This window comes from Sphingobium sp. CR2-8 (genome assembly GCF_035818615.1).
Taxonomy (GTDB): domain Bacteria; phylum Pseudomonadota; class Alphaproteobacteria; order Sphingomonadales; family Sphingomonadaceae; genus Sphingobium.
Window position 1 is genome coordinate 580,801 of sequence record NZ_JAYKZY010000002.1, and the last position, 21,684, is coordinate 602,484.

General features: G+C 64.6%; 25 protein-coding genes. 18 read left to right on the forward strand and 7 right to left on the reverse strand.

The window, feature by feature from the left end; all coding sequences use genetic code 11:
* Window positions 1–108 precede the first annotated feature (108 nt).
* The 4 genes from U5A82_RS06700 (at window position 109) to U5A82_RS06715 (ending at window position 2,311) form a co-directional block, all read left to right on the forward strand.
* Window positions 109–591: a MarR family winged helix-turn-helix transcriptional regulator gene (locus U5A82_RS06700; protein ID WP_326289612.1), complete on the forward strand. Its 483-nt coding sequence runs from the start codon at window positions 109–111 to the stop codon at window positions 589–591.
* 191 nt (window positions 592–782) lie between these two features.
* Window positions 783–965: a hypothetical protein gene (locus U5A82_RS06705; protein ID WP_326289614.1), complete on the forward strand. Its 183-nt coding sequence runs from the start codon at window positions 783–785 to the stop codon at window positions 963–965.
* Between the two features lie 65 nt (window positions 966–1,030).
* Window positions 1,031–1,624: a nitroreductase family protein gene (locus tag U5A82_RS06710; protein WP_326289616.1), complete on the forward strand. Its 594-nt coding sequence runs from the start codon at window positions 1,031–1,033 to the stop codon at window positions 1,622–1,624.
* 108 nt (window positions 1,625–1,732) lie between these two features.
* Entirely contained in the window at window positions 1,733–2,311 is a 579-nt protein-coding gene (locus U5A82_RS06715; RefSeq protein ID WP_326292868.1) for a LuxR C-terminal-related transcriptional regulator, read from the forward strand.
* A 94-nt stretch (window positions 2,312–2,405) separates the two neighbouring features.
* On the opposite strand, the gene dapD is transcribed toward U5A82_RS06715, so the two are convergent.
* From dapD to U5A82_RS06735, 4 genes are all read right to left on the reverse strand, one after another.
* The gene (gene dapD / locus U5A82_RS06720; RefSeq protein WP_326289617.1) at window positions 2,406–3,245 is read right to left on the reverse strand and encodes a 2,3,4,5-tetrahydropyridine-2,6-dicarboxylate N-succinyltransferase; all 840 of its coding nucleotides are present in this window, start codon (window positions 3,243–3,245) and stop codon (window positions 2,406–2,408) included.
* Window positions 3,242–3,913, reverse strand: a complete 672-nt coding sequence (locus U5A82_RS06725; RefSeq protein WP_326289618.1) for a pyrimidine 5'-nucleotidase — start codon at window positions 3,911–3,913, stop codon at window positions 3,242–3,244. The genes dapD and U5A82_RS06725 overlap by 4 nt, the downstream gene beginning before the upstream one ends.
* A 109-nt stretch (window positions 3,914–4,022) precedes the next feature.
* Window positions 4,023–4,895, reverse strand: coding sequence for an LOG family protein (locus tag U5A82_RS06730; RefSeq protein WP_326289619.1), 873 nt, complete (start codon window positions 4,893–4,895; stop codon window positions 4,023–4,025).
* Between the two features lie 78 nt (window positions 4,896–4,973).
* A complete protein-coding gene (locus U5A82_RS06735; RefSeq protein WP_326289620.1) occupies window positions 4,974–5,666 on the reverse strand; it encodes an extensin-like domain-containing protein in 693 nt (230 codons plus the stop codon).
* 158 nt (window positions 5,667–5,824) lie between these two features.
* On the opposite strand from U5A82_RS06735, the gene U5A82_RS06740 reads away from it, so the two are divergent.
* The 6 genes from U5A82_RS06740 (at window position 5,825) to U5A82_RS06765 (ending at window position 12,303) form a co-directional block, all read left to right on the forward strand.
* A complete protein-coding gene (locus U5A82_RS06740) occupies window positions 5,825–6,985 on the forward strand; it encodes a phosphoserine transaminase (RefSeq protein ID WP_326289622.1) in 1,161 nt (386 codons plus the stop codon).
* A 126-nt stretch (window positions 6,986–7,111) separates the two neighbouring features.
* The gene (serA, locus tag U5A82_RS06745) at window positions 7,112–8,692 is read left to right on the forward strand and encodes a phosphoglycerate dehydrogenase (RefSeq protein WP_326289624.1); all 1,581 of its coding nucleotides are present in this window, start codon (window positions 7,112–7,114) and stop codon (window positions 8,690–8,692) included.
* Window positions 8,693–8,871: 179 nt separating this feature from the next.
* Window positions 8,872–10,002 (forward strand): ATP phosphoribosyltransferase regulatory subunit, encoded by a 1,131-nt coding sequence (locus tag U5A82_RS06750; protein WP_326289626.1) that lies wholly within the window; start codon window positions 8,872–8,874, stop codon window positions 10,000–10,002.
* Window positions 10,003–10,147: 145 nt separating this feature from the next.
* Window positions 10,148–11,437, forward strand: coding sequence for an adenylosuccinate synthase (locus U5A82_RS06755; RefSeq protein ID WP_326289628.1), 1,290 nt, complete (start codon window positions 10,148–10,150; stop codon window positions 11,435–11,437).
* Between the two features lie 5 nt (window positions 11,438–11,442).
* On the forward strand, window positions 11,443–11,625 hold the full coding sequence (locus U5A82_RS06760; RefSeq protein ID WP_326289630.1) for a hypothetical protein: 183 nt from the start codon (window positions 11,443–11,445) through the stop codon (window positions 11,623–11,625).
* Between the two features lie 102 nt (window positions 11,626–11,727).
* Entirely contained in the window at window positions 11,728–12,303 is a 576-nt protein-coding gene (locus U5A82_RS06765; RefSeq protein WP_326289631.1) for an NADPH-dependent FMN reductase, read from the forward strand.
* Here U5A82_RS06765 and U5A82_RS06770 read toward each other — a convergent pair.
* On the reverse strand, window positions 12,281–12,886 hold the full coding sequence (locus U5A82_RS06770; RefSeq protein WP_326289633.1) for a Pr6Pr family membrane protein: 606 nt from the start codon (window positions 12,884–12,886) through the stop codon (window positions 12,281–12,283). The genes U5A82_RS06765 and U5A82_RS06770 overlap by 23 nt on opposite strands.
* A 132-nt stretch (window positions 12,887–13,018) precedes the next feature.
* Between U5A82_RS06770 and U5A82_RS06775 the strand changes: the two genes are divergently transcribed.
* Window positions 13,019–13,903, forward strand: coding sequence for a bestrophin family protein (locus U5A82_RS06775; protein ID WP_326289635.1), 885 nt, complete (start codon window positions 13,019–13,021; stop codon window positions 13,901–13,903).
* Between the two features lie 68 nt (window positions 13,904–13,971).
* Here the strand turns inward: U5A82_RS06775 and U5A82_RS06780 are convergent, their stop codons facing one another.
* Together U5A82_RS06780 and pdxH are read right to left on the reverse strand one after the other, a co-directional pair.
* A complete protein-coding gene (locus U5A82_RS06780; protein WP_326289637.1) occupies window positions 13,972–15,303 on the reverse strand; it encodes a dicarboxylate/amino acid:cation symporter in 1,332 nt (443 codons plus the stop codon).
* A gap of 166 nt (window positions 15,304–15,469) precedes the next feature.
* Window positions 15,470–16,057 carry a pyridoxamine 5'-phosphate oxidase gene (gene pdxH, locus U5A82_RS06785; RefSeq protein ID WP_326289639.1) on the reverse strand — a complete coding sequence of 196 codons (588 nt, stop codon included), beginning with the start codon at window positions 16,055–16,057 and terminating at the stop codon, window positions 15,470–15,472.
* Window positions 16,058–16,194: 137 nt separating this feature from the next.
* Here pdxH and U5A82_RS06790 point away from each other — a divergent pair, with 137 nt between their 5' ends.
* The 7 genes from U5A82_RS06790 (at window position 16,195) to U5A82_RS06820 (ending at window position 21,670) form a co-directional block, all read left to right on the forward strand.
* On the forward strand, window positions 16,195–17,115 hold the full coding sequence (locus U5A82_RS06790; RefSeq protein ID WP_326292869.1) for a J domain-containing protein: 921 nt from the start codon (window positions 16,195–16,197) through the stop codon (window positions 17,113–17,115).
* Window positions 17,116–17,130: 15 nt separating this feature from the next.
* Window positions 17,131–18,075: a YihY/virulence factor BrkB family protein gene (locus U5A82_RS06795; RefSeq protein ID WP_326289641.1), complete on the forward strand. Its 945-nt coding sequence runs from the start codon at window positions 17,131–17,133 to the stop codon at window positions 18,073–18,075.
* Between the two features lie 17 nt (window positions 18,076–18,092).
* The gene (gene fabI / locus U5A82_RS06800; RefSeq protein WP_326289643.1) at window positions 18,093–18,899 is read left to right on the forward strand and encodes an enoyl-ACP reductase FabI; all 807 of its coding nucleotides are present in this window, start codon (window positions 18,093–18,095) and stop codon (window positions 18,897–18,899) included.
* 4 nt (window positions 18,900–18,903) lie between these two features.
* The gene (locus tag U5A82_RS06805) at window positions 18,904–19,143 is read left to right on the forward strand and encodes a DUF4160 domain-containing protein (RefSeq protein ID WP_326289645.1); all 240 of its coding nucleotides are present in this window, start codon (window positions 18,904–18,906) and stop codon (window positions 19,141–19,143) included.
* Window positions 19,136–19,489, forward strand: coding sequence for a DUF2442 domain-containing protein (locus U5A82_RS06810; RefSeq protein ID WP_326289647.1), 354 nt, complete (start codon window positions 19,136–19,138; stop codon window positions 19,487–19,489). The genes U5A82_RS06805 and U5A82_RS06810 overlap by 8 nt, the downstream gene beginning before the upstream one ends.
* The gene (gene aroC, locus U5A82_RS06815; RefSeq protein WP_326289649.1) at window positions 19,486–20,568 is read left to right on the forward strand and encodes a chorismate synthase; all 1,083 of its coding nucleotides are present in this window, start codon (window positions 19,486–19,488) and stop codon (window positions 20,566–20,568) included. Before U5A82_RS06810 ends, aroC begins: the two co-directional genes overlap by 4 nt.
* A gap of 307 nt (window positions 20,569–20,875) precedes the next feature.
* The gene (locus U5A82_RS06820) at window positions 20,876–21,670 is read left to right on the forward strand and encodes a PhzF family phenazine biosynthesis protein (RefSeq protein WP_326289651.1); all 795 of its coding nucleotides are present in this window, start codon (window positions 20,876–20,878) and stop codon (window positions 21,668–21,670) included.
* Window positions 21,671–21,684 lie beyond the last annotated feature (14 nt).

A 21,684-nucleotide genomic window follows, 5' to 3' on the forward strand; every position in this document is an offset into this window, starting at 1 on the left:
ATGAAGACGGTTCCGATCCTACGACCCGAAGAATAGGTTTGTTTTTACAATTCGTTAAGATCGGGAGGGCAGCCTTTCAGCTCTCCCCAGCAACGCAAGGATGATGGCATGGCCTCGCGCGATGGACGCAGATTGGAAGTATCGGCACAGAATTTCGCCGATCCGTCGTTGCTGTCCCTTGCCCGGCAAACGCAGCAGGCGCGGATCAATTGTTCCCAGCATTTCCCCAAGAATGTGTTCCGCGATTCCGCCTGGGACATCATGCTGGAACTGTTCATCGTGGCCGAAGAAGGGGGCAGGATGTGCGTCAAGGACACGATGGCGATTTCCGGGGAGAGCGCGACCGGCACGATACGCCGGATCGAGGGGCTGGAGGAAGCCAAGCTGATCGTGCGACGCTATGATCCTGTCGACCATCGCCGGATGCTGGTGGAACTGAGCGGAAAGGGCCGGGCGGCGATGGTGTCCTTCCTGCACCATCTGTTCGAAGTGGGCGAGGCCGCGTCGAAGGCCGACCAGCCGGTCAAGCCCGTGACATTCGTCCCCCTTGCCCCGCGTCGGCCCAATGACGACCTGCGCGACCGTTCCTGAGCCGAAGGCGCGGCAGCAGGGAATACGCATATATATCGCCAGCAATGTTCAACATCATCGAAGGGGTGTGCGCATGATCCTTGCCGATCTCCCGCCGATCCAAAAATTTCTGTCGCCTGTCCCAGCATTGCTTGCACGACGATAGTCTATTCTATCGGTAGATATCGCGCATGAGTCGGCGCGGAGCAGCTATGCAGGATTTTCAGGAGCAGGCCGGGGACTATCCTCATGGATTGTTCGGGCGTTGGCGCATGCGTCTGGCGCAAACCCTGCTGCGCGATGCGTCCGTGGTGCTGATCGATCGTGACGCCGATACAACAGCCGATCCGTCCGGGCGGACGCCAGAGACGCCATCGTGCGAAATAATCAACTGACAGGCGGCGCGCCTTTGCGATAGTCCGACCATTTCCAGCTTCGCTCTATTTTCCCAGGAGATATCATGGCCAGCAATCCTCGCGCCTCGGTTCGTGCCGTCGACCCCTTGTTTCTCGAACGCTGGTCGCCCCGCGCCTTCGACTCCTCGGCCATTCCACAGGCCGACCTGGACACTATGCTTGATGCCGCACGCTGGGCGCCTTCGGCGTTCAATTATCAGCCCTGGCGGTTCCTCTACGCCCATCGCGATGGCGCGGATTGGCAGCGCTTCGTCGACCTGCTGCTGCCCTTCAACCAGAGCTGGGTCCAACATGCGGGCGTCGTGCTGTTCGTCCTGTCCGACACGCTGACCGCCGCGCCGGGATCGGACGATTTCAAGCCGTCCTACAGCCACAGTTTCGACGCGGGTGCGGCCTGGGCCTTGCTGGCCTTGCAGGCGACGCGGCTGGGCTATCACACCCATGGCATGACCGGCGTCGATTTCGACAAGGCGCGCGTCGAACTGGCGGTGCCCGACCGCTTCCGCATCGAAGCGGCGGTCGCGATCGGTCGGCAGGGCGACAAGAGCATCCTGCCCGAAGCCTTGCAGGCGCGCGAGGAACCCAGCGATCGCAAGCCCATCGAAGCGTTCGCCCATCAGGGCAATTTCGTGGGCTGAACCGGCAAGTCGTTCCTTCGCCTTGCAGTGGAGGAACGATATGGTCCACGATGGGTAAGGAACATCGCGTTGATGTTGTTCCCTATATTCATCGAGTGCCTGCCGTCCATGTCCCTGACCGAAATGATCACCGACAGCACCGTGCCCGCGGTCGTCACCAATCCGCGCCTGCCGGACAATCCGATCGTGGATTGCAATGCCGCGTTCCTGGCGCTGACCGGCTACACGCGGGAGGAGGTCGTCGGGCGCAATTGTCGTTTCCTGTCTGGGCCTGAGACGGAGGATGCGGGGACGAACATGATCCGCGCCGCCCTGCGCGACCGGCGGCCGGTGCTGGTGGAATTGCGCAACCATCGCAAGGACGGCTCGGCCTTCCGCAATGCCGTGATGATCGCCCCGATCTTTGGCCCGGACGGCACGTTGGAATGGTATCTCGGGTCGCAAATGGCGGTCGAGCATGGGGGCGAGCGCCGCCGGGATGCGGCCGCCGCCCTGATCGACACGCTGACAGAGCGCCAGCGGGCCGTGTTGGCGGGCATGGCGGACGGACGGCTCAACAAGCAGATCGCCTATGAACTGGGCCTCACCGAACGCACGGTGAAGATGCATCGCGCGGCCATGCTGCGTGCCCTGGGCGTGCGCAGCATGGCGGAAGCGATTCGCCTTGCAATAGAGGCGGGGCTTTAGGCCTCCCCAAGATGGCGTAAGGGGACCACCCCCGCTCACCCCAGGGGACGGGCGGGGCGCTGCGACACGCGACGCCCGTCCCGTTCTTGACAGATCAGTCGCGCAACAGGTCGTTGATGCCGGTCTTGGACCGCGTCTGCGCGTCGACGCGCTTGACGATCACGGCGCAATAGAGGCTGGGGCCGGGCGTGCCGTCGGGCAGGGGCTTGCCGGGCAGGCTGCCGGGGACGATGACCGAATAGGGCGGCACTTCTCCCATGAAGATTTCGCCGGTGGTGCGGTCGATGATCTTGGTCGACTGGCCGATGAAGACGCCCATCGACAGGACCGAACCCTTGCCGATGCGGACGCCTTCCACCACTTCGGACCGTGCGCCGATGAAGCAGTCATCCTCGATGATGACCGGGTCGGCCTGCAACGGTTCCAGCACGCCGCCGATGCCGACGCCGCCCGACAGATGGACATTCTTGCCGATCTGCGCGCAGCTGCCCACCGTCACCCAGGCGTCGACCATCGTGCCTTCATCGACGAAGGCGCCGATATTGACGAAGCTGGGCATCAGGATCGCATTCTTCGCGATATGCGCGCCGGCGCGGGCGAAGGCGCCCGGAACTGCGCGGAAACCGGCGGCGCGGAACTCCGCCTCGCCCCAGCCTGCGAACTTGCTGGGCACCTTGTCCCACCAGAAGCCGTTGCCGGGACCGTTTTCGATCAGCGCATTGTCGTTCAGGCGGAAGGACAGCAGCACCGCCTTCTTGAGCCACTGGTTGACCTGCCAGCCATTTTCGGTCGGCTCGGCGACACGACCCTTGCCGCTGTCGAGCAACGCGAGCGCCTGTGCAACCGCGTCGCGCACGGCGCCTTGCGTGGTCAGGCTGACATTGGCGCGGTCTTCCCAGGCGGCGTCGATGGTGGCTTGCAGGTCGGCGGTCATGCAGTTTCCCCAATTATGGTCGCCAGAAATGGCGTCAGATGGTCGGTTTCGAAATCAATGAAGTCGGGATGATGGTCATGATCGCCGCTTTCCGAGCCATTATTGACCCAGATGGTCGTCATGCCGATCGCCTTGGCAGGCTTCAGGTTGCGGGCCATGTCCTCGAAAAAGGCGGCGCGGGTCGGGTCCACGCCATGCACCCGGCACAGATCGGCATAGCCCGACGGATCGGGCTTCGGGATATATTGGCAGGCGTGGATGTCGTGGATCAGTTCGAACGCGTCGGCAAGGCCCAGCTTCGCCAGTACGCGTGCCGCATAGGCGGCGTCGCCATTGGTGAAGATCAGGCGGCGGCCGGGCAGCGCGGCGATATGCGCGTTGAGCGCCGCGTCGATCTCCAGCCGGTCCATCGAGATATCGTGAACATAGTCCAGAAAGGCGCGCGGTTCGATGCCATGATGATGCATCAGGCCCGACAGGGTCGTGCCATGCTCGATGAAATAGCGTTTCTGCGTCTGGCGCGCGATGACGGGGTCGCAACCCAGCAGGCCCTGAATGAACTCGCCCATCTTCACGTCGATCAGCGCGAACAGGTCCGCCTTCGCCGGATAGAGCGTGTTGTCCAGATCGAAGATCCAGGTGTCGACATGGGCCATATCCGCGCGCATGGCCGCGCCCTAATCCGGCGGGCAGGGAAGGGCAACCCAATAACCCCTCCTTCCTCGGTCAAGTTGGAAGAGGGGGCAGGACGAAACCCTCGTCCCCACAGGAGTGGGTCTATGCTACTGCCTTGTCGTCCTGATAGAAGGCCTGCACCGCGTCCCACGCATCCTCGGCGCTTTCGACCCAGGTCAGCAGGTTGAGGTCCGAATGCGAGATCACGCCTTCGTCGGCCAGCGCCTCGAAATCGACCACCCGGTTCCAGAAATCCTTCCCGAACAACAGGATCGGGATGGGCTTCATCTTGCCGGTCTGGATCAGCGTGAGCAGTTCGAACATCTCGTCGAACGTGCCGAAGCCGCCGGGAAAGACCGCCAGCGCGCGGGCGCGCAGCAGGAAATGCATCTTGCGCAGCGCGAAATAGTGGAACTGGAAGCTGAGTTCCGGCGTGACGAAGCGATTGGGCGCCTGTTCGTGCGGCAGGACGATATTCATGCCGATGGTGGTCTGGCCGACATCCTCCGCACCGCGATTGGCCGCTTCCATGATCGACGGGCCGCCGCCCGAACAGACCACGAAATGGCGGTCGCCATTCGCATTGACCGGATATTGCGCCGCGATCCGCGCGAGCCTGCGCGCTTCTTCATAATAATGGGCCTTCGCGCCCAGATTTTCCGCGATGCGCTTTTGTTCGGGCGTGGTGGCGGCGTCGATCCGTGCCTGCACCTGGTCGGGTTCGGGAATGCGGGCGGAACCATAGAAGACGAAGGTCGATTCGATCTTCGCTTCGTCCATCAGTAATTGGGGTTTCAGCAATTCCAGCTGGAACCGCACCGGCCGCAGGTCTTCGCGCAGCAGGAATTCGCTATCCTGGAAGGCGAGCTTGTAAGCGGCGCTTTGTGTTTGGGGGGTTCCGACCTGTTTCTTGGCATCATCGGCCTCTTGGCGGGCCGGGCGGAATTTGCGTTCTTCGATTTCTTTTTTCGTCATTTGCACCAACTTAGTGCGGGGCAATGACAAAACCAAGTCTGCTTGCCCGCAAAATCCGCCTGTAGCGCTTAAACCTTCTCAGCGGCAAAACCCGCCACGCCCGCCCATGTCGAAATGGAAATGGTCGTAATGGGCCGCGTTGTAATCGGGGCTCAGCACGGTATTGAACCGCTTGCACGCGCTGGCATGCACGACCTTCAGGAACTGGCGGGTCTGCTTGTCGCCCTCCCACCCCTTTTGCACGCTGATTCGCCGGCCGTCGGACAGGACGAAGGCGGATACGTCGATTGCATTGCTATGGGCATGTTCGGACAATTTGCCGCTACCCGCGATCGGGCGGCAATTATAGGTGCCGAACGTCTCGATCCTCTCGATTTCCGCGCCCAGTACCAGGCGGGCGGCAGGCTGCACCCCATAGCGCGCCCAAGCGGCGAAATTGGCAGCCAGGTTGCAGGTCATCGCACCCAGATTGGTCGCGGGCACGCCGATATCGATCAGCTTGACGCTGTTGACCGCGCTGCACCCACCGCCGAAATTCCGGTCGGGCAGGGGGGTGAAGGCCACCGCCTGGCTTTCCAGTTTCGCGAAACATTGTCGCGTCTCCATCGCCGGTTGGGCAGGGGCGCGAACGGGCCGGGATGGGGGCGTCGGTGCGCGTGCCACCCGGCCGCGTGGGACCAGATCGCCGCTACAGGCGCTCAACGCCATTGCCGTCAGCACGGCCAGACCGGCGCCGCGCGCCGCCCGCATCTTTGTCGACCCAATGCTCATGAGTCGGGATGTTAGCAGGGCGAATATTTACGAAGGTTAACGGCGCATTCGCTTCGTCCGATTTTTCGGGCGCGCTTGACAGGCCCGCCGAAATCTCTAGGGCCGCCGACGGGCCACGCGGTCCCAACGCCGCGCTGCTCTCTGTAAGGAGACGCTACATGACTGATTTGACTGCCGTTGACGCCACCCTTGCGCCTGTCGCAAAACCCGCCAGCCGTCCGGCCCGCCCCTTTTTCTCTTCCGGTCCCTGCGCCAAGCCCCCGGGCTGGAGCGCCGACAAGCTGGCGACCAACTCGCTCGGCCGTTCGCACCGCGCCAAGATCGGCAAGACCCGCCTTGCTTACAGCATCGACCTGATGCGTGAGCTGCTGAACCTGCCCGACACCCACCGTATCGGCATCGTGCCCGGCTCCGACACCGGTGCTTTCGAAATGGCGATGTGGACGATGCTGGGCGCCCGGCCTGTCACGACGCTTGCCTGGGAAAGCTTCGGCGAAGGCTGGGTGACGGACGCGGTCAAGCAGTTAAAGCTCGACCCCACCGTCATCCGCGCCGATTATGGCCAGCTGCCCGACCTTTCCACGGTCGATTTCAGCACCGACGTGCTGTTCACCTGGAACGGCACCACGTCGGGCGTGCGCGTCCCTAATGCCGACTTCATCCCTGCGGATCGCGAAGGCCTGACCTTCGCCGACGCGACCAGCGCTGTGTTCGCCTATGACATCGACTGGGCCAAGATCGACGTGGCCACCTTTTCCTGGCAGAAGGTGCTGGGCGGCGAGGGCGGCCATGGCGTGCTGATCCTCGGCCCCCGCGCGGTCGAACGGCTCGAAACCCACACACCCGCCTGGCCGCTGCCCAAGGTTTTCCGCCTGATGGCGAAGGGCAAGCTCGCCGAAGGCGTGTTCAAGGGCGAGACGATCAACACCCCCTCCATGCTGGCGGTCGAAGATGCGATCTTCGCGCTGGAATGGGGCCAATCGCTGGGCGGCCTCAACGGCCTGATCGCGCGCAGCGACGCCAACGCCGCCGCGCTCGACAAGATCGTCGCGGAGCGCGACTGGCTCGGCCATCTCGCCACCGACGCGACGTCGCGGTCGAAGACCAGCGTCTGCCTGACGGTCGAGGGCGCCGACGAAGCCTTCATCAAGGCCTTCGCTGCCCTCCTCGAAAAGGAAGGCGCGGCCTATGACGTCGCAGGCTATCGCGACGCCCCGGCCGGCCTTCGCATCTGGTGCGGCGCGACCGTGGAAACGGCGGACATCGAAGCGCTGGGTCCGTGGCTCGACTGGGCCTATGCCCAGACCAAGGCTGCCTAACCAACCTCTCCCTTACATACCCGTCATCCCAGCGAAAGCTGGGATCTCAGGCCCCTAGGTACGACCCAGCCGCCTGAGATCCTGACCTTCGTCAGGATGACGAATTGCACAGAAAGGCAATTCGTCATGCCCAAAGTCCTTATTTCCGACAAGATGGATCCCCGCGCCGCCGCGATCTTCCGCGAACGTGGCGTCGAAGTCGACGAAATCACCGGCAAGACCCCCGAAGAACTGATCGCCATCATCGGCGACTATGACGGCCTCGCCATCCGCAGCTCGACCAAGGTGACGAAGGCGATCCTGGACGCCGCCACCAACCTCAAGGTCATCGGCCGCGCCGGCATCGGCGTCGACAATGTCGATATCCCGGCGGCCTCGGCCAAGGGCGTGATCGTCATGAACACGCCGTTCGGCAACTCTATCACCACCGCCGAACATGCCATCGCGCTGATGTTCGCGCTCGCCCGCCAGCTGCCCGAAGCCAACGCCCAGACGCAGCAGGGCCTGTGGCCCAAGAACGGCTTCATGGGCGTGGAAGTCACCGGCAAGACGCTGGGCCTGATCGGCGCCGGCAACATCGGCTCGATCGTCGCCACCCGCGCGCTCGGGCTCAAGATGAAGGTCGTCGCCTTCGATCCGTTCCTGACCCCCGAACGCGCCATCGAAATGGGCGTGGAAAAGGCCGATCTCGACACGCTGCTGGCGAAGGCCGACTTCATCACGCTGCACACGCCGCTGACCGACCAGACGCGCAACATCCTCAGCAAGGAAAACCTCGCCAAGACCAAGAAGGGCGTGCGCATCATCAACTGCGCGCGTGGCGGCCTGATCGATGAAGCGGCGCTCAAGGACGCGCTGGATTCGGGCCAGGTCGCAGGTGCCGCGCTCGACGTGTTCCAGACCGAACCGGCCAAGGAGTCGCCGCTGTTCGGTACGCCGGGCTTCATCTGCACCCCGCATCTGGGCGCTTCGACAGACGAAGCGCAGGTCAATGTCGCGTTGCAGGTTGCCGACCAGCTGTCCGACTATCTGCTCGACGGCGGCATCACCAATGCGCTCAACGTCCCCTCGCTCAGCGCCGAGGAAGCGCCCAAGCTCAAGCCCTATATGGCGCTGGCCGAAAAGCTGGGCAGCCTGATCGGTCAGCTGGAAGGCGACCAGATCACCGGCGTCGCGATCGAGGTCGAGGGCCATGCGGCCGAACTGAACCAGAAGCCCATCACCGCCGCCGTGCTGGCGGGCCTGATGCGCGTCTATTCGGACACGGTGAACATGGTCAACGCGCCCTTCCTGGCGAAGGAGCGGGGCCTGGACGTCCGCGAAGTCCGGCACGACCGCGAAGGCGACTATCAGACGCTGGTGCGCGTCACCGTGACGACCGAAAATGGCGACAAGTCGGTCGCGGGCACATTGTTCGGCCATGCCCAGCCGCGCCTGGTCGAACTGTTCGGCATCAAGGTGGAGGCCGATCTCGACGGGTCGATGCTCTATATCGTCAACCAGGACGCGCCCGGCTTTATCGGTCGCCTGGGGAGCAAGCTTGGCGAATCGGAGGTCAATATCGGCACCTTCCATCTGGGCCGTCGCAACCAGGGCGGCGAAGCCGTTCTGCTGCTGTCGGTGGACGGCACCGTCACCGAACCGTTGCGCTGGGAAATCTGCAACCTCACCGGCGTGAAGCAGGTGAAGCTGCTGCGCTTCGCCTGATCTAGGTCAGAACATAAACCGTTCGGTTCGAGCAGCCCTTCGACTGCCTGCAAGGCAGGCGCTCAGGACAGGCTTCGAGCGAAGTCGAGAAGCGTCGTCGAGAACAGGTCTCGACACGCTCGAACCGAACGGCGGATGGGGATGGCCTAGCCCCAAATTTCCGCTAAAGGGCCTGTCCCATGACCACCATCCCGCCCAGCCTCCTGCCTGAAGGCCTGTCCGATCGCCTGCCGCCGCAGGCGCAGGCGTCCGCCCGCCTGACGCGCCATGTGCTCGATACGGTCGCGACCCATGGTTATGAACGGGTCATGCCCCCGCTCGCGGAGTTCGAGGATACGCTGACCCAGCGGCTGAAATCCATGCGGGCGCAGGATCTGGTCCGCGCCGTGGACCCCGTGTCGCAGCGCAGCCTGGCCTTCCGCCCGGACATGACCGCACAGGTCGGCCGCATCGCCGCCACCCGCATGGCGACCGCCCCGCGCCCGCTACGCCTGTCCTATGCCGGGCCGGTCATCCGCCAGAAGGCGAGCCAGCTGCGGCCCGAGCGTGAGACATTGCAGCTGGGTGCGGAGCTGATCGGCAGCGACAGCGTCGCCGCCGCGGTCGAGATCGTCAACGTCGCGATCGAGGCGCTCCAGGCGGCGGGCGTCACCGGCATCACGATCGATTTCACCTTGCCCGACCTGATCGACGCGCTGGCGGCGGGGCCGCTGCCGCTGGGATCGCAGGAACTGGAGGCCGTCCGCGCCGCGCTGGACGCCAAGGATGCCGGCGCGCTCGCCGCGATCGGCGAGGGCGCTGCCGCCTATCTGCCGCTCATAGAGGCGACCGGCCCGTTCCACGCGGCGATGGATCGGCTGGAGGCGTTCGACGCGCGGCTGGGCGGCGCGATCGCCAGCCGCATCGTGGGGTTGCGCGCCATCGCCAGGCCGATCGGCTGGGACATCACCCTCACGCTCGATCCGACCGAACGGCATGGGTTCGAATTTCAGAACTGGTTCGGCTTCTCCATCTTCGCCGAAGGCTTCGTGGGCGAGATCGGCCGGGGCGGCAGCTACGCTATCGCCCGCGCCGACGGGGCGGACGAACCGGCCATGGGCTTTTCCCTCTATCCTGATCCGCTGATCGACGCGGGCTTCGGTGGGGAAGCGCCCAGGCGTCTGTTCCTGCCATTGGGGCATGACGCCGCCCGCGCCGCCGCGTTGCGGGCCGAAGGCTGGCACAGCGTCGCCGCCTTGTCCGAAGGGGAGGATGGCGCGGCCCAGCGCTGTTCCCACTGGCTGGATGGCGCAGAGCCACGCGCCTACTGACTTGACTTCACCGGGGCAGCGCGGCTAACGCGCGCCCCGTAACAGGGCGCCCGCAACGATAGCGCGCGCCCGCTTGATCCCACCGGCATGCCGAGTCCCGTCGAAGGGCATGGCCGGTCCGCGCGGCGGGCGGAGGACTGTATCTGTGGCAAATGTGACCGTGATCGGCGCCCAATGGGGTGACGAAGGCAAAGGCAAGATCGTCGACTGGCTGTCGGAGCGCGCCGATGTCGTCGCCCGTTTCCAGGGCGGCCATAATGCCGGCCATACGCTGGTGGTAGGCGAAAAGGTCTATAAGCTCTCGCTGCTGCCCTCGGGCATCGTGCGCGGCACGCTGAGCGTCATCGGCAATGGCGTGGTGCTGGACCCCTGGCACTTCCGTGACGAGGTTGCCAAGCTGGCCGCGCAGGGCGTCACCATCACGCCCGACAATCTCCAGATCGCCGAAACCTGCCCGCTGATCCTGCCCTTCCATCGCGACCTCGATGGCCTGCGCGAAGACGCATCGGGCGCGGGCAAGATCGGCACCACCCGTCGCGGCATTGGCCCCGCCTATGAGGACAAGGTCGGTCGCCGCGCCATCCGCGTGTGCGACCTGGCCCATCTGGACGATCTCGACCTCCAGATCGATCGCCTGACCGCGCATCACGACGCGCTGCGCGCCGGCTTTGGCGAAGCGCCGATCGACCGTGCCGCGCTGGTCGCGCAACTCACCGAGATCGCCGACTTCATCCTGCCCTTCGTCAAGCCCGTCTGGCTGACGCTGAACAAGGCGAAGGCGGACGGCAAGCGCATCCTGTTCGAAGGCGCGCAGGGCACGCTGCTCGATATCGACCATGGCACCTATCCGTTCGTGACATCGTCCAACACGGTGGCAGGTACGGCGGCCAGCGGCACCGGCCTTGGCCCCAATGGCGCAGGCTTCGTGCTGGCGATCGTGAAGGCCTACACCACCCGCGTCGGCTCCGGCCCGTTTCCGACCGAGCTGGAGGACGCCACCGGCCAGCGGCTGGGCGAGCGGGGCCATGAATTCGGCACCGTCACTGGCCGCAAGCGCCGCTGCGGCTGGTTCGACGCCGTGCTGGTGCGCCAGTCGGTCGCCGTGTCGGGCGTCACCGGCATCGCGCTCACCAAGCTGGACGTGCTGGACGGGTTCGACACGCTGAAAATCTGCGTCGGCTACAAGATCGGCGACCAGACGTTCGATTACCTCCCCGCCCATGCGCAGGACCAGGCCAAGGCGCAGCCGATCTACGAAGATATCGAAGGCTGGCAGGACACGACGGCCGGCGCGCGCAGCTGGGCCGATCTGCCTGCGCAGGCGATCAAATATATCCGCCGGATCGAAGAGCTGATCGGCTGCCCGGTCACGCTCGTGTCGACTTCGCCGGAACGCGACGACACCATCCTCGTCCGCGATCCCTTCGCGGATTAACGACGATGGCCGAGCAACGCTTCGAACGCCACAAGCAGCCCTGGACCCAGGATGAGGTCCAGAAGCTGCACACGCTGGCGAAGAAGGGCATGGGCCTCAAGGCCATAGCCAAGGCGCTGACCCGCACTGAGGAATCGGTCAAGGCCAGAGCCAAGGAAGACGGGCTGAACATCGCCAAACTGCGCTGACCTGTTCCCCGGCGAAGGCCGGGGTCCAGATCCACGCCACAGGGGCTGGACGGCAACCGACGGCGATGCGAAAAGCTCTGGTATAATATTGGAAGGCTTCGCATGGCGCTCGACATTCTCGTCCTCTACGGCTCCTATCGACGCGGCCGACTGGGCATCCGCCTGGCCGACTATATGGTCCGGGGTTTCGAAGGGCTGGGCCACAAGGCCGAACTGGTCGATGCGAAGGCGATCGATCTGCCCATGCTCGACCTGCGCTACAGCGATTATCCGCCGGGTGAAGCGCCTGCCGCCATGGCCTGGCTGTCGCAAAGGCTGAGCGTTGCCGATGCCTTCGTCTTCGTCGCGGGCGAATATAATCGCGGCATGCAGCCGGGCCTTAAAAATCTGGTCGATCATTATCTCAAGGAATTTGATCGCCGCCCGGCCGCCATCGCCAGCTATTCGATGGGGCGCTTTGCCGGGGTCAACAGCCATGCCGACTGGACGGTGACGCTGTCGGCCATGGGCATGGCGGTGGTGCCCGAACGGCTGAGCGTCGGTCAGATCGGCCAGACGCTGGACGAAGCGGCCCAGCCGCAGGGCGAGGGCGGGGCGGCGCTGGAGCGCGGCTTTGCCGGTTTCGCGAAAAGCCTGATCTGGTGGGCGGAAGCGGCTAAGGCCGCGCGCGAGCGCTAAGCCGCCGGTCGATCCAGACCAGCGCATGCCCCGCGGCAGCGAAACCGATCGCGATCAGCGCGGCGTTGAGCGCAACCTGTCCAATCCCGAATTTTGCCACGTTGATGAAGGGATAGGCATAATGCCCTTCGGCCGTCCCGCGTAGGAGGGCGTAGGGGAGGTAGGCGGCCGGAAAGATCGCCCACAGCCACGGATCGCGCCATCCCAGCCGCCCCTTGCGCGCGAAGGCGATCCACCAGAGTGGCACGAGCAGCGGCGTCACCTTGTGCAGCAGCGTATCGGCCAGCAGCGCGCCGCCGCTCAAGGACAGCAGCCCGCGCAACAATAGTCCGTAGATGATGCCGACCAGCAGGATGGACAGCAGCATGCCGCCCACCCGCCGGGACGACACCGCGCGACCCAGCGCGATCGCGCCCAGGGTCAGGACGACGAAGATATTCGCCCATATGGTGAAGAAGCGCAGCAGCGTCCAAAGCGTCTCCGCGATCGATCCGGTCTGCCCCAGCGTGGCGTCGAACTGAACCACCAGCCCCGCCAGACTGACCAGCGCGACCACCGCCGCCGCGATCCGCTTTCCCGTCATCCCCATCTCCCCTTCTGTCGCCATTCAACGACTTGCGATCCGGTGGGTTGCGTGCAGTGCAATATTTCGTTTCGCTAACGGAGCATTTGCCGCCCGGGTGCGTTGCCCCAGTCCTGATTTGCGGAGACTTGCATGATCGTCGACCCCGTTCCCAGCCTGCGTCGGATGGCGTCCGAAGTGTGGAAGCCGCTGAGCGTCCTGTTCATTTGGGACTGCGTCGTCACCATCACTTACTATCTGCTGCCCTTCAAGGCGCCGTCCCTTCCGCTCACCATATTCGGTACGGCCCTGGCGCTGTTCCTGGGGTTCCGGTCGAACAGCGCCTATCAGCGCTGGTGGGAAGGGCGCGTATTATGGGGCGCGATGATCAACGCGTCGCGCAGCCTGGCGCGCGCCACCCGCAATTTCCTGCCCGATCCGGAAGCGCGCGATCTGAAACGCGAAATCGTCAAGCGCCAGATCGCCTATGTGAATGCGTTGCGCAGCCAGTTGCGGCGGCAACCGATCGGCGAAGAGGTGACCAAATTCCTGGAGGAGCGGGACAAGACCCATGCCCTCGCGCGGACCAATGCGGCCAACGGCCTGCTCGACAGCACCGGTCGACGGATCGACATCGCCCGGCGCGAAGGGTGGATCGACACCATCCAGCAGGCGCAGATGGAAGCGGTGCTGATCGATATTTCCAACGCGCAGGGCGGCATGGAGCGGCTCAAAAATACGCCGCTGCCCGTGCAATATCGCTATCTGCCGACCCTCTTCACCCACCTCTTCTGCCTGTTCCTGCCGATCGGCCTGGTCGAGACGCTGGGCTTGGCGACGCCGCTCGGCTCAACCGTCGCGGGGCTGATGTTTCTGGCGGTCCTGCGGATCGGCGACGATCTGACCGATCCCTTCGCCAACACGGTGCACGACGTGCCCCTGACCGCCATGTGCCGCACGATCGAGATCGACCTGCTCCAGTCGATCGGCGACCCGTCCCCCGACCCCGTCACGCCCGCACGTGGGGTGCTCTGGTAGCCAACCTTCCACCGTCACCCCGGGCTTGCCCCGGGGTCATGGCGACGAACTCCTAAGAGCGCGCGCCGTCACGCCTTCCGGTCGTCGTCCACCATGTCGGGCGCGAGTTCCAGGCCCGCACGACCCTGCGCCACACTATGCGCCGGGGCCTTGGGATGGGGCACGTCGATCGGCTCCTCGACCTCCAGCATTCCTTCCCATTTGGTGATGACCGACGTGGCGATCGCATTGCCCAGCACGTTGGTCGCGGTGCGGCCCATGTCCATGAAGTGGTCGACCGCCAGGATGAAGGCGATACCCTCGACCGGCAGATCGAACTGGCCCAGTGTCGCGGCGACCACCACCAGCGACGCGCGCGGCACCGCGGCGATGCCCTTGCTGGTCACCATCAGGACCAGCAATATGGTGATCTGCGTCGCGATCGGCAGGTCGATGCCATAGGCCTGCGCGATGAAGATCGTCGCAAAGGTCGAATACATCATCGACCCGTCGAGGTTGAACGAATAGCCCAGCGGCAGCACGAAGCTGTAGATGCGGCGCGGGATGCCGAAGCGATCGAGCTGCTCCAGCATCTTGGGATAGGCGGCCTCGGACGAGGCGGTGGAAAAGGCGATCAGGATCGGTTCACGAACATAGCGGATCAGCGTGAACATCCGCTTGCCCAGGAAAATCGATCCCGCGCCGAACAGCAGCAGCCACAGGCAGAAGAGCGCGATGTAGAATTCGCCCACCAGCGCGCCATAGGTCTTGAGCACGCCCAGCCCCTGCACCGTCACCGACGAGGCGAGCGCGCCGAACACCGCGAAGGGGGCAACGCGCATGACATAGCCCGTCACCTGCAACATCAGTTCGACCATCGCCTCGATCAAGGTGATGATCGGCTTGCCCTTCTCGCCGATCGCGGTCAGGCCGACGCCCACGAACAGCGAGAAGACGACGATTTGCAGGATCTGGTTTTCGGCCATCGCGCCGATCATCGACGTCGGGAAGACATGCAGGATGAAGTCGCGGAAATTGAGCGCTTCGGTATTGACGCCTGCGTCCGCGCCCGACCGGACCAGGTTCAGCCCTTCGCCCGGCGCGAAGAAATTGACGAAGATCAGGCCCAGTGTCAGCGATATCAGGCTGGCGATGATGAACCAGGCGAGCGCCCGCCCGCCGATCCGCCCCAGCGCCGCGCTGTCGCCCATATGGGCGATGCCCGCCACCAGCGTGGAAAAGACCAGCGGCGCGATGATCATCTTGATGAGGTGCAGGAAGATGTCGGCCAGCAGGTGGAAATATCCCGCCACATCCTTTGCCAGCGTTTCGTCGCCGCCGACCCAGAGATTGGCCACGAAGCCGGTCAGGACCCCCATGACCATGCCGATGAGGATGAAGGCTGTCAGTCTATTTCGCATCAAGTTCCTCCGGGCCGCATCCGCGCCCGTTCCGTTAATCGTCTAGGCAGCCGACACCTAACAGGCGCTGGGGAAGCCCGCAATCGGCGCGCATCCCGTCGCTTGGGGTCGGTCGTATAAGGGAAGACGAAGCAGCCCCGTCTTTCCACGCCCCGCCTGCCGATCGTCAGGGGTAGAGCAGACCTTCGGACCAGTCCGTTCCGGATATTTCGAAGGTGCGTGCGAACAGGCGCCGTTCGTGCAGCCGATGTTCGCGATCCTGCCAGAACTCGATCCTCTCGGGTGTCAGACGAAAGCCCGACCAATGGGGCGGGCGCGGCACCGGGCCGCCTTCGAACCGGGCGCTCGCCTGATCGAACCGGTCCATGAAGGTCTGTCGGTCGGGCAGGGGGCGGGACTGGTCGGACGCCCAGGCCCCCAGCTGGCTGTCGCGGCCGCGCGTGGCGAAATAGGCGTCGGCCGTAGCGTCGTCGACCGGGCCGACCGATCCTTCGACACGGATCTGGCGGCGCAGCGATTTCCAGTGGAGCAGCAGCGCGGCGTGCGGATTCGCGATCAACTCGCCCGCCTTGCGCCCTTCGAAATTGGTGTAGAACAGGAAGCCGTCCGGGCCATGCCCTTTCAGCAGCACCATGCGCACGGAGGGCCGCCCGCGCGCGTCCGCCGTGGCCAGCGCCATGGCGTTGCTATCGTTGATCTCGGTTTCGCGCGCCTGCGCATACCATTCGTCGAACAAGGCAAAGGGATCGGTCATCCCCGGTCTTTAGGCGGTGGCCGCGTCGCTGTCGATAAGCCGCCTTCCGCCGGGGACGACGGTCGACTTGTCTTGAATGTCGGCGCAGCATCGTCCACATAGTCGTCAAGTGATGCTTTTGTGCAACAGGTAAGATGATGGCCGATCCCTATTCCATTCTTGGCGTGACCCGCAGCGCAACCGAGGCGGAGATCAAATCCGCCTATCGCAAGCTCGCCAAGGAGCTGCATCCCGACAAGAACAAGGATAATCCCAAGGCCGCGGAGAAATTTTCCGCCGCCACCAACGCCTACGACCTGTTGTCCGACAAGGACAAGCGCGCCCGTTTCGACCGGGGCGAGATCGATGGCGACGGCAATCCGGCCGCGCCCTTCGGCTTTGGTGGCGGTGGCGGTGGTCCGCGCGGCCATGGTGGCGGCTTCGAATCCGGCGGCGCGGATTTCGGCGATATTTTCGAAGGTCTGTTCGGCGGCGCGGGTCGTCGCGGGGGCGGGGGCGCGGGCTTTGGCGGCGGGTTCGGCCGACAGGCGCCACCGCAAAAGGGCGCGAACGTCGCCTATCGTCTGGCCGTGCAGTTCGTGGACGCCGCGACGCTGGCGCCGCAGCGGATCACCTTGCAGGATGGCAAGACCATCGACCTGAAACTGCCCGCCGGGGTGGAAAACGGCACGCAGATGCGCCTGTCGGGCAAGGGGCAGGCGGGACCGGGCGGGGCGGGCGACGCGATCGTCACGATCGACGTAAAGCCGCATGCCTATTTCACCCGGGATGGCGACAATGTCCTGCTTAACCTGCCGATCACGCTGGATGAGGCGGTGAAGGGCGGCAAGGTCAAGGTGCCGACCGTCGACGGCCCGGTGATGCTGGGCGTCACCGCAGGCGCGACATCGGGCAAGACGCTGCGCCTGCGCGGCAAGGGCTTCACCGGCAAGGACGGTCAGCGTGGCGACCAGCTCGTCACGCTCCAGATCGACGTGCCGGCCGACGATCCCGCGATCAAAGCGCTGGTGGAAAATTGGCAGGACGAACGGCCTGTGCGCGCCCATCTGGGCGTGTGATGCGTTAGCCCGCCGATGCCCATGCCTTCGCCCCTGTCGCCCGAATCCCGTCGTCAGGTGGGCCATGGCGCGCGCGCGCGGTTCAATCGGCAGATGGACCGGGTGCGGCCGGGATCGCAGATATTCGAGGTGGTGAAGCGCGTCGCGGTCGGCACCTATAGCGACGGCTTCATCCACGCGGGCAATCTCGCCTATCTTTCGCTGATGACGCTGTTCCCCTTCTTCATCGTGGCGGCGGCGGTGGCGAGCATCTTCGGCCGCACCCATGATGGCGTTCAGGCGGTCAACGCCTTCCTCACCACCGTGCCGCGCGGTGTGGCCGACGTCGTGCGCCAGCCGATCGGCGACGTCCTGACCGCGCGCAGCGGGCCATTATTGTGGCTGGGCGGCCTGGTCGGCCTTTGGACCGTGGGCAGCCTCATCGAAACCATCCGCGACATTTTGCGCCGCGCCTATGGCACGAAAAGCACCAAGCCCTTCTGGCGCTACCGCCTGGGCGCGATCGGCATCACGCTTTCCAGCGTCTTCGCCCTGATGTTCGCCTTCTCCTTGCAGGTCGCGATCACCGGCCTCGACCAGTTTCTCCACAATATCCTGCCCTGGGCGGACGAAGCCATCGGTCTGGTCGCCTCTGCCAAGCTGGTGCCGATGGGGATAACCTGCCTCGCCTTATGGTCGCTGTTCGCGGCGCTGACGCCCACCGCCTACAAGGCGCGCCGCTTCCCCAAATGGCCCGGCGCGGTGGCGACCTCGCTCTGGTGGTACGCCACCGTCCTGTTGTTGCCGCCCACCTTGTCGCTACTGGGCGGCTATGGTCGGACCTATGGCAGCCTGGCGGGCGTGATGATTACCCTCATTTTTTTCTTTCTCGTGGGGCTTGGCGTGGTAATTGGCGCGGAATTGAATGCGGCGCTGGCGGAATTTCCCGAAGAGGAACTGGACGAAGCGACGAAGACTTAAGGGAACGGAAAGACGATATGAACGGCTTGATGGCAGGAAAGCGCGGCCTCATCATGGGGCTGGCGAACGACAAGTCGCTCGCCTGGGGCATTGCCCGGCAATTGCACGCACAGGGCGCGGAACTGGCCTTCTCCTACCAGGGCGACGCGCTGGCTAAGCGCGTGCGGCCACTCGCGGAACAGGTCGGCTCGGACTTCCTGATCGACTGCGACGTCACCGACATGGACAAGCTCGACGCGGCCTTCGCCGAAATCGAAGCCCGCTGGGGCACGCTCGATTTCGTCGTCCACGCCATCGGCTTTTCCGACAAGAACGAACTGCGCGGCCTCTACGTCGACACGAGCCTGGAAAACTTCCTGCTGACCATGAACGTGTCTGCTTACAGTTTTGTGGCAATGACGAAGCGCGCCCGCGCTTTGATGCCGAACGGCGGCAGTATCCTGACGCTGTCTTATTACGGCGCGGAAAAGGTCATCCCCCATTATAACGTCATGGGCGTGGCGAAGGCGGCACTGGAAACCAGCGTCAAATATCTGGCGATGGACCTGGGTCCGGAAAATATCCGCGTCAACGCGATCTCCGCCGGCCCAATCAAGACGCTGGCCGCCAGCGGCATCGGCGATTTCCGCTATATTTTGAAGTGGAATGAACTGAACTCCCCGCTGCGCCGCAACGTGACGATCGAGGATGTCGGCGGCGCGGGCCTCTATCTGCTGTCGGACCTCGCGTCGGGCGTGACCGGCGAAATCCACCATGTCGATGCAGGCTACAACGTCATCGGCATGAAGGCCGAAGACGCCCCGGATATCGCGCTGGATAAGTGATCGCGTGCCCACGGTCCTGCGTGAAGGCAATTTGCGGGTTGTGATTTATACGGACGACCACCCACCGCCCCACGTCCATGTGTTCGGGGAGGGCGAAACCAAGATCGCCCTTCTCGCACCGGAAGGCGGCGCGGATGTAGTGCGGATCGTGGGCGCCGACCGGCGCGAGAGTCGACGCGCGCTGCAAATCGTGCGAGAAAAGCGCGATTATCTGCTCGAAAGGTGGAAGGCCATTCATGGGTGAGCTGACCCAGTCCCAATTTGACGAGGCCGTGCAGCGCGGCGCGCATGATCTGGCGATCAGGCCGCGCGCCCGCGCCGCCCGTTATGATCGGGCAATCGGCCATATCGTGATCGACCTGGTCAGCGGCGCGACCTTTTCCTTCCCGGCCAACCTTGCGCAAGGTCTGGAGCAGGCGAGCGCGGATCAACTTGAAAAAGTCGAAATCGCTGGCGCAGGCTTTGGTCTGCATTGGGAGGAACTGGACGCCGATCTGACCGTCGAAGGCTTGATGGCTGGCCGTTTCGGTAGTGTGCGCTATATGGCGCAGCGGTTCGGCTCCGATTGGGATAGTGAAGCAGCAGAATGAGTTTCAACAGTTTCGGTCGCATATTCCGCTTCACCACCTGGGGCGAAAGCCATGGTCCTGCCATCGGCGCGATCGTCGACGGCTGTCCTCCCGGCCTGCCCTTAAGCGAAGCCGACATCCAGCCCTGGCTCGATCTGCGCAAGCCCGGCACTTCGAAATTCACCACGCAGCGGCGTGAGGCAGATGAGGTCCGCATCTTGTCGGGCGTATTCGAAGGGCGCACCACCGGCACCCCGATCAGCCTGATGATCGAGAATACCGACCAGCGGTCGAAGGACTATTCCGACGTCGCCAAGGCCTATCGCCCCGGCCACGCCGACTATGCCTATGACGCCAAATATGGCTTCCGCGACTATCGCGGCGGCGGGCGCTCCTCCGCGCGCGAAACCGCCAGCCGGGTTGCGGCGGGCGCGGTCGCCCGCGCTGTCATCCCGCAGGTCGATATCTTCGCCTATGTCAGCGAAATCGGCGGCGATGCGATCGATTATGCCCATTTCGACCCGTCGCAGATTGGCCAGAACCCCTTCTTCTGCCCCGACGCGCAAGCCGCCGCGCGCTGGGAAGCGCTTGTTGACGGCGCACGTCTGGAAGGCTCGTCGCTCGGGGCCGTGGTCGAATGCGTTGCCAGCGGCGTCCCCGCCGGCTGGGGCGCACCGCTCTACGCCAAGCTCGACAGCGAACTGGCCGCCGCGATGATGAGCATCAACGCGGTCAAGGGCGTGGAGATCGGCGACGGTTTCGCAGCCGGCCGCCTGCGCGGCGAGCAGAATGCAGACCCCATGCGACCCGGAAATGACGGCCCCGTCTTCCTCGCCAACCATGCCGGTGGCATCGCCGGTGGCATCTCCACCGGCCAGCCGGTCAAGGTTCGCGTCGCGTTCAAGCCGACCAGCTCGATCCTGATCCCGGTCGAAACCGTCACGCGCGAAGGGGCCGCATCGGACATCATCACCAAGGGCCGCCACGATCCCTGCGTCGGCATTCGCGGCGTGCCGGTCGTCGAAGCGATGATGGCGCTGGTGCTGGCCGACCAGAAACTGCTCCACCGCGCCCAATGTGGCGAGTTGACGGAGGACTGACGCGCCGAACCGCGCCAATCGTGCGCTCAACGCCGCCGCAGGCCAAGACGACTCGCATGCATTAGGATAATATGCTTTTCATCGCCCGCGGGTGGGCGAGCGGCAGAGCGTAAGCCTGGGGAGCGTCACCACGCATCACGCGCGGACTGACGGTCAAAACGTCCCCTCAAAGCCGCGACACGGGCCAGCCATGTCCCCCATGGCTGGCCCATTTCGTGTCCGCTTGAGGGCCAATCCGGCGCGCGCGGCCCTATGTCGAAAGCAGGGGATGGCGCATCGAGGCTGCACCATCGCATAGGATTGCCCCATGACCAGCCTGCCTTTCACTCAGGTCGACGCCTTTGCCGACGCCCCCTTCACCGGCAACCCGGCCGCGGTGATGCCGCTCGACGCCTGGCTCGACGACGCGATGCTTCAGGCGATCGCCGAGGAAAACAACCTGTCCGAAACCGCCTTCACCGTGCCGACCCCGGAGGATCCCGACGCCGACTATGCGCTGCGCTGGTTCACGCCCGCAGTCGAGGTGAGGCTGTGTGGCCACGCGACGCTGGCGAGCGGCCATGTGCTGATGGCGGAAAAGGGGGGCGACAGCATCCGTTTCCGCACGCGCCACGCCGGCATCCTCACCGTCACGCGCGAAGCGGACGGCTATGCCCTGTCGCTGCCCGCCTGGGACATGGCGCCCAAATCTTTGCCGGATCTGGCAGCGGGGCTGGGGGGCGATCCGGCCGAATTGCATTGGCGCGACGGTGGCTACAGCCTCTTCCTCTTCCCCGACGCCGCCGCCGTGCGGGCGCTGACGCCCGATTATGCCGCGCTCAAGGTGCTGGGCGACACGATGCTGATCGCCACCGCACCCGGAGAAGATAGCGACATCGTCAGCCGTGTCTTCGTGCCCGGCGGCGGCGTGAACGAAGATCCCGTCACCGGATCGGCCCATTGCCTGCTCACCCCCTTCTGGGCGGCGCGGCTGGGGAAGACGCACTTCAGCGCCTATCAGGCATCATCGCGGGGCGGCCGCCTGGGCTGCACGCTCGCCGGTGATCGCGTCGTCCTGACCGGCGCATGCCGCACGGTGATCGAGGGTCGTTTCCACCTCTAACCCCAATTCCGTTC

What these genes read in the sequence shown, in the direction of transcription:
- U5A82_RS06700 (WP_326289612.1), top strand. Translation starts at nt 109, where the DNA reads ATGGCCTCGCGCGATGGACGCAGATTGGAAGTATCGGCACAGAATTTC.
- U5A82_RS06795 (WP_326289641.1), top strand. Translation starts at nt 17,131, where the DNA reads ATGCCCATGCCTTCGCCCCTGTCGCCCGAATCCCGTCGTCAGGTGGGC.
- U5A82_RS06740 (WP_326289622.1), top strand. Translation starts at nt 5,825, where the DNA reads ATGACTGATTTGACTGCCGTTGACGCCACCCTTGCGCCTGTCGCAAAA.
- U5A82_RS06760 (WP_326289630.1), top strand. Translation starts at nt 11,443, where the DNA reads ATGGCCGAGCAACGCTTCGAACGCCACAAGCAGCCCTGGACCCAGGAT.
- serA (WP_326289624.1), top strand. Translation starts at nt 7,112, where the DNA reads ATGCCCAAAGTCCTTATTTCCGACAAGATGGATCCCCGCGCCGCCGCG.
- dapD (WP_326289617.1), bottom strand. Translation starts at nt 3,245, where the DNA reads ATGACCGCCGACCTGCAAGCCACCATCGACGCCGCCTGGGAAGACCGC.
- U5A82_RS06710 (WP_326289616.1), top strand. Translation starts at nt 1,031, where the DNA reads ATGGCCAGCAATCCTCGCGCCTCGGTTCGTGCCGTCGACCCCTTGTTT.
- U5A82_RS06725 (WP_326289618.1), bottom strand. Translation starts at nt 3,913, where the DNA reads ATGCGCGCGGATATGGCCCATGTCGACACCTGGATCTTCGATCTGGAC.
- pdxH (WP_326289639.1), bottom strand. Translation starts at nt 16,057, where the DNA reads ATGACCGATCCCTTTGCCTTGTTCGACGAATGGTATGCGCAGGCGCGC.
- U5A82_RS06775 (WP_326289635.1), top strand. Translation starts at nt 13,019, where the DNA reads ATGATCGTCGACCCCGTTCCCAGCCTGCGTCGGATGGCGTCCGAAGTG.
- U5A82_RS06735 (WP_326289620.1), bottom strand. Translation starts at nt 5,666, where the DNA reads ATGAGCATTGGGTCGACAAAGATGCGGGCGGCGCGCGGCGCCGGTCTG.
- U5A82_RS06705 (WP_326289614.1), top strand. Translation starts at nt 783, where the DNA reads ATGCAGGATTTTCAGGAGCAGGCCGGGGACTATCCTCATGGATTGTTC.
- U5A82_RS06780 (WP_326289637.1), bottom strand. Translation starts at nt 15,303, where the DNA reads ATGCGAAATAGACTGACAGCCTTCATCCTCATCGGCATGGTCATGGGG.
- U5A82_RS06810 (WP_326289647.1), top strand. Translation starts at nt 19,136, where the DNA reads ATGGGTGAGCTGACCCAGTCCCAATTTGACGAGGCCGTGCAGCGCGGC.
- U5A82_RS06715 (WP_326292868.1), top strand. Translation starts at nt 1,733, where the DNA reads ATGTCCCTGACCGAAATGATCACCGACAGCACCGTGCCCGCGGTCGTC.
- U5A82_RS06730 (WP_326289619.1), bottom strand. Translation starts at nt 4,895, where the DNA reads ATGACGAAAAAAGAAATCGAAGAACGCAAATTCCGCCCGGCCCGCCAA.
- U5A82_RS06770 (WP_326289633.1), bottom strand. Translation starts at nt 12,886, where the DNA reads ATGACGGGAAAGCGGATCGCGGCGGCGGTGGTCGCGCTGGTCAGTCTG.
- aroC (WP_326289649.1), top strand. Translation starts at nt 19,486, where the DNA reads ATGAGTTTCAACAGTTTCGGTCGCATATTCCGCTTCACCACCTGGGGC.
- U5A82_RS06820 (WP_326289651.1), top strand. Translation starts at nt 20,876, where the DNA reads ATGACCAGCCTGCCTTTCACTCAGGTCGACGCCTTTGCCGACGCCCCC.
- U5A82_RS06750 (WP_326289626.1), top strand. Translation starts at nt 8,872, where the DNA reads ATGACCACCATCCCGCCCAGCCTCCTGCCTGAAGGCCTGTCCGATCGC.
- fabI (WP_326289643.1), top strand. Translation starts at nt 18,093, where the DNA reads ATGAACGGCTTGATGGCAGGAAAGCGCGGCCTCATCATGGGGCTGGCG.
- U5A82_RS06790 (WP_326292869.1), top strand. Translation starts at nt 16,195, where the DNA reads ATGGCCGATCCCTATTCCATTCTTGGCGTGACCCGCAGCGCAACCGAG.
- U5A82_RS06765 (WP_326289631.1), top strand. Translation starts at nt 11,728, where the DNA reads ATGGCGCTCGACATTCTCGTCCTCTACGGCTCCTATCGACGCGGCCGA.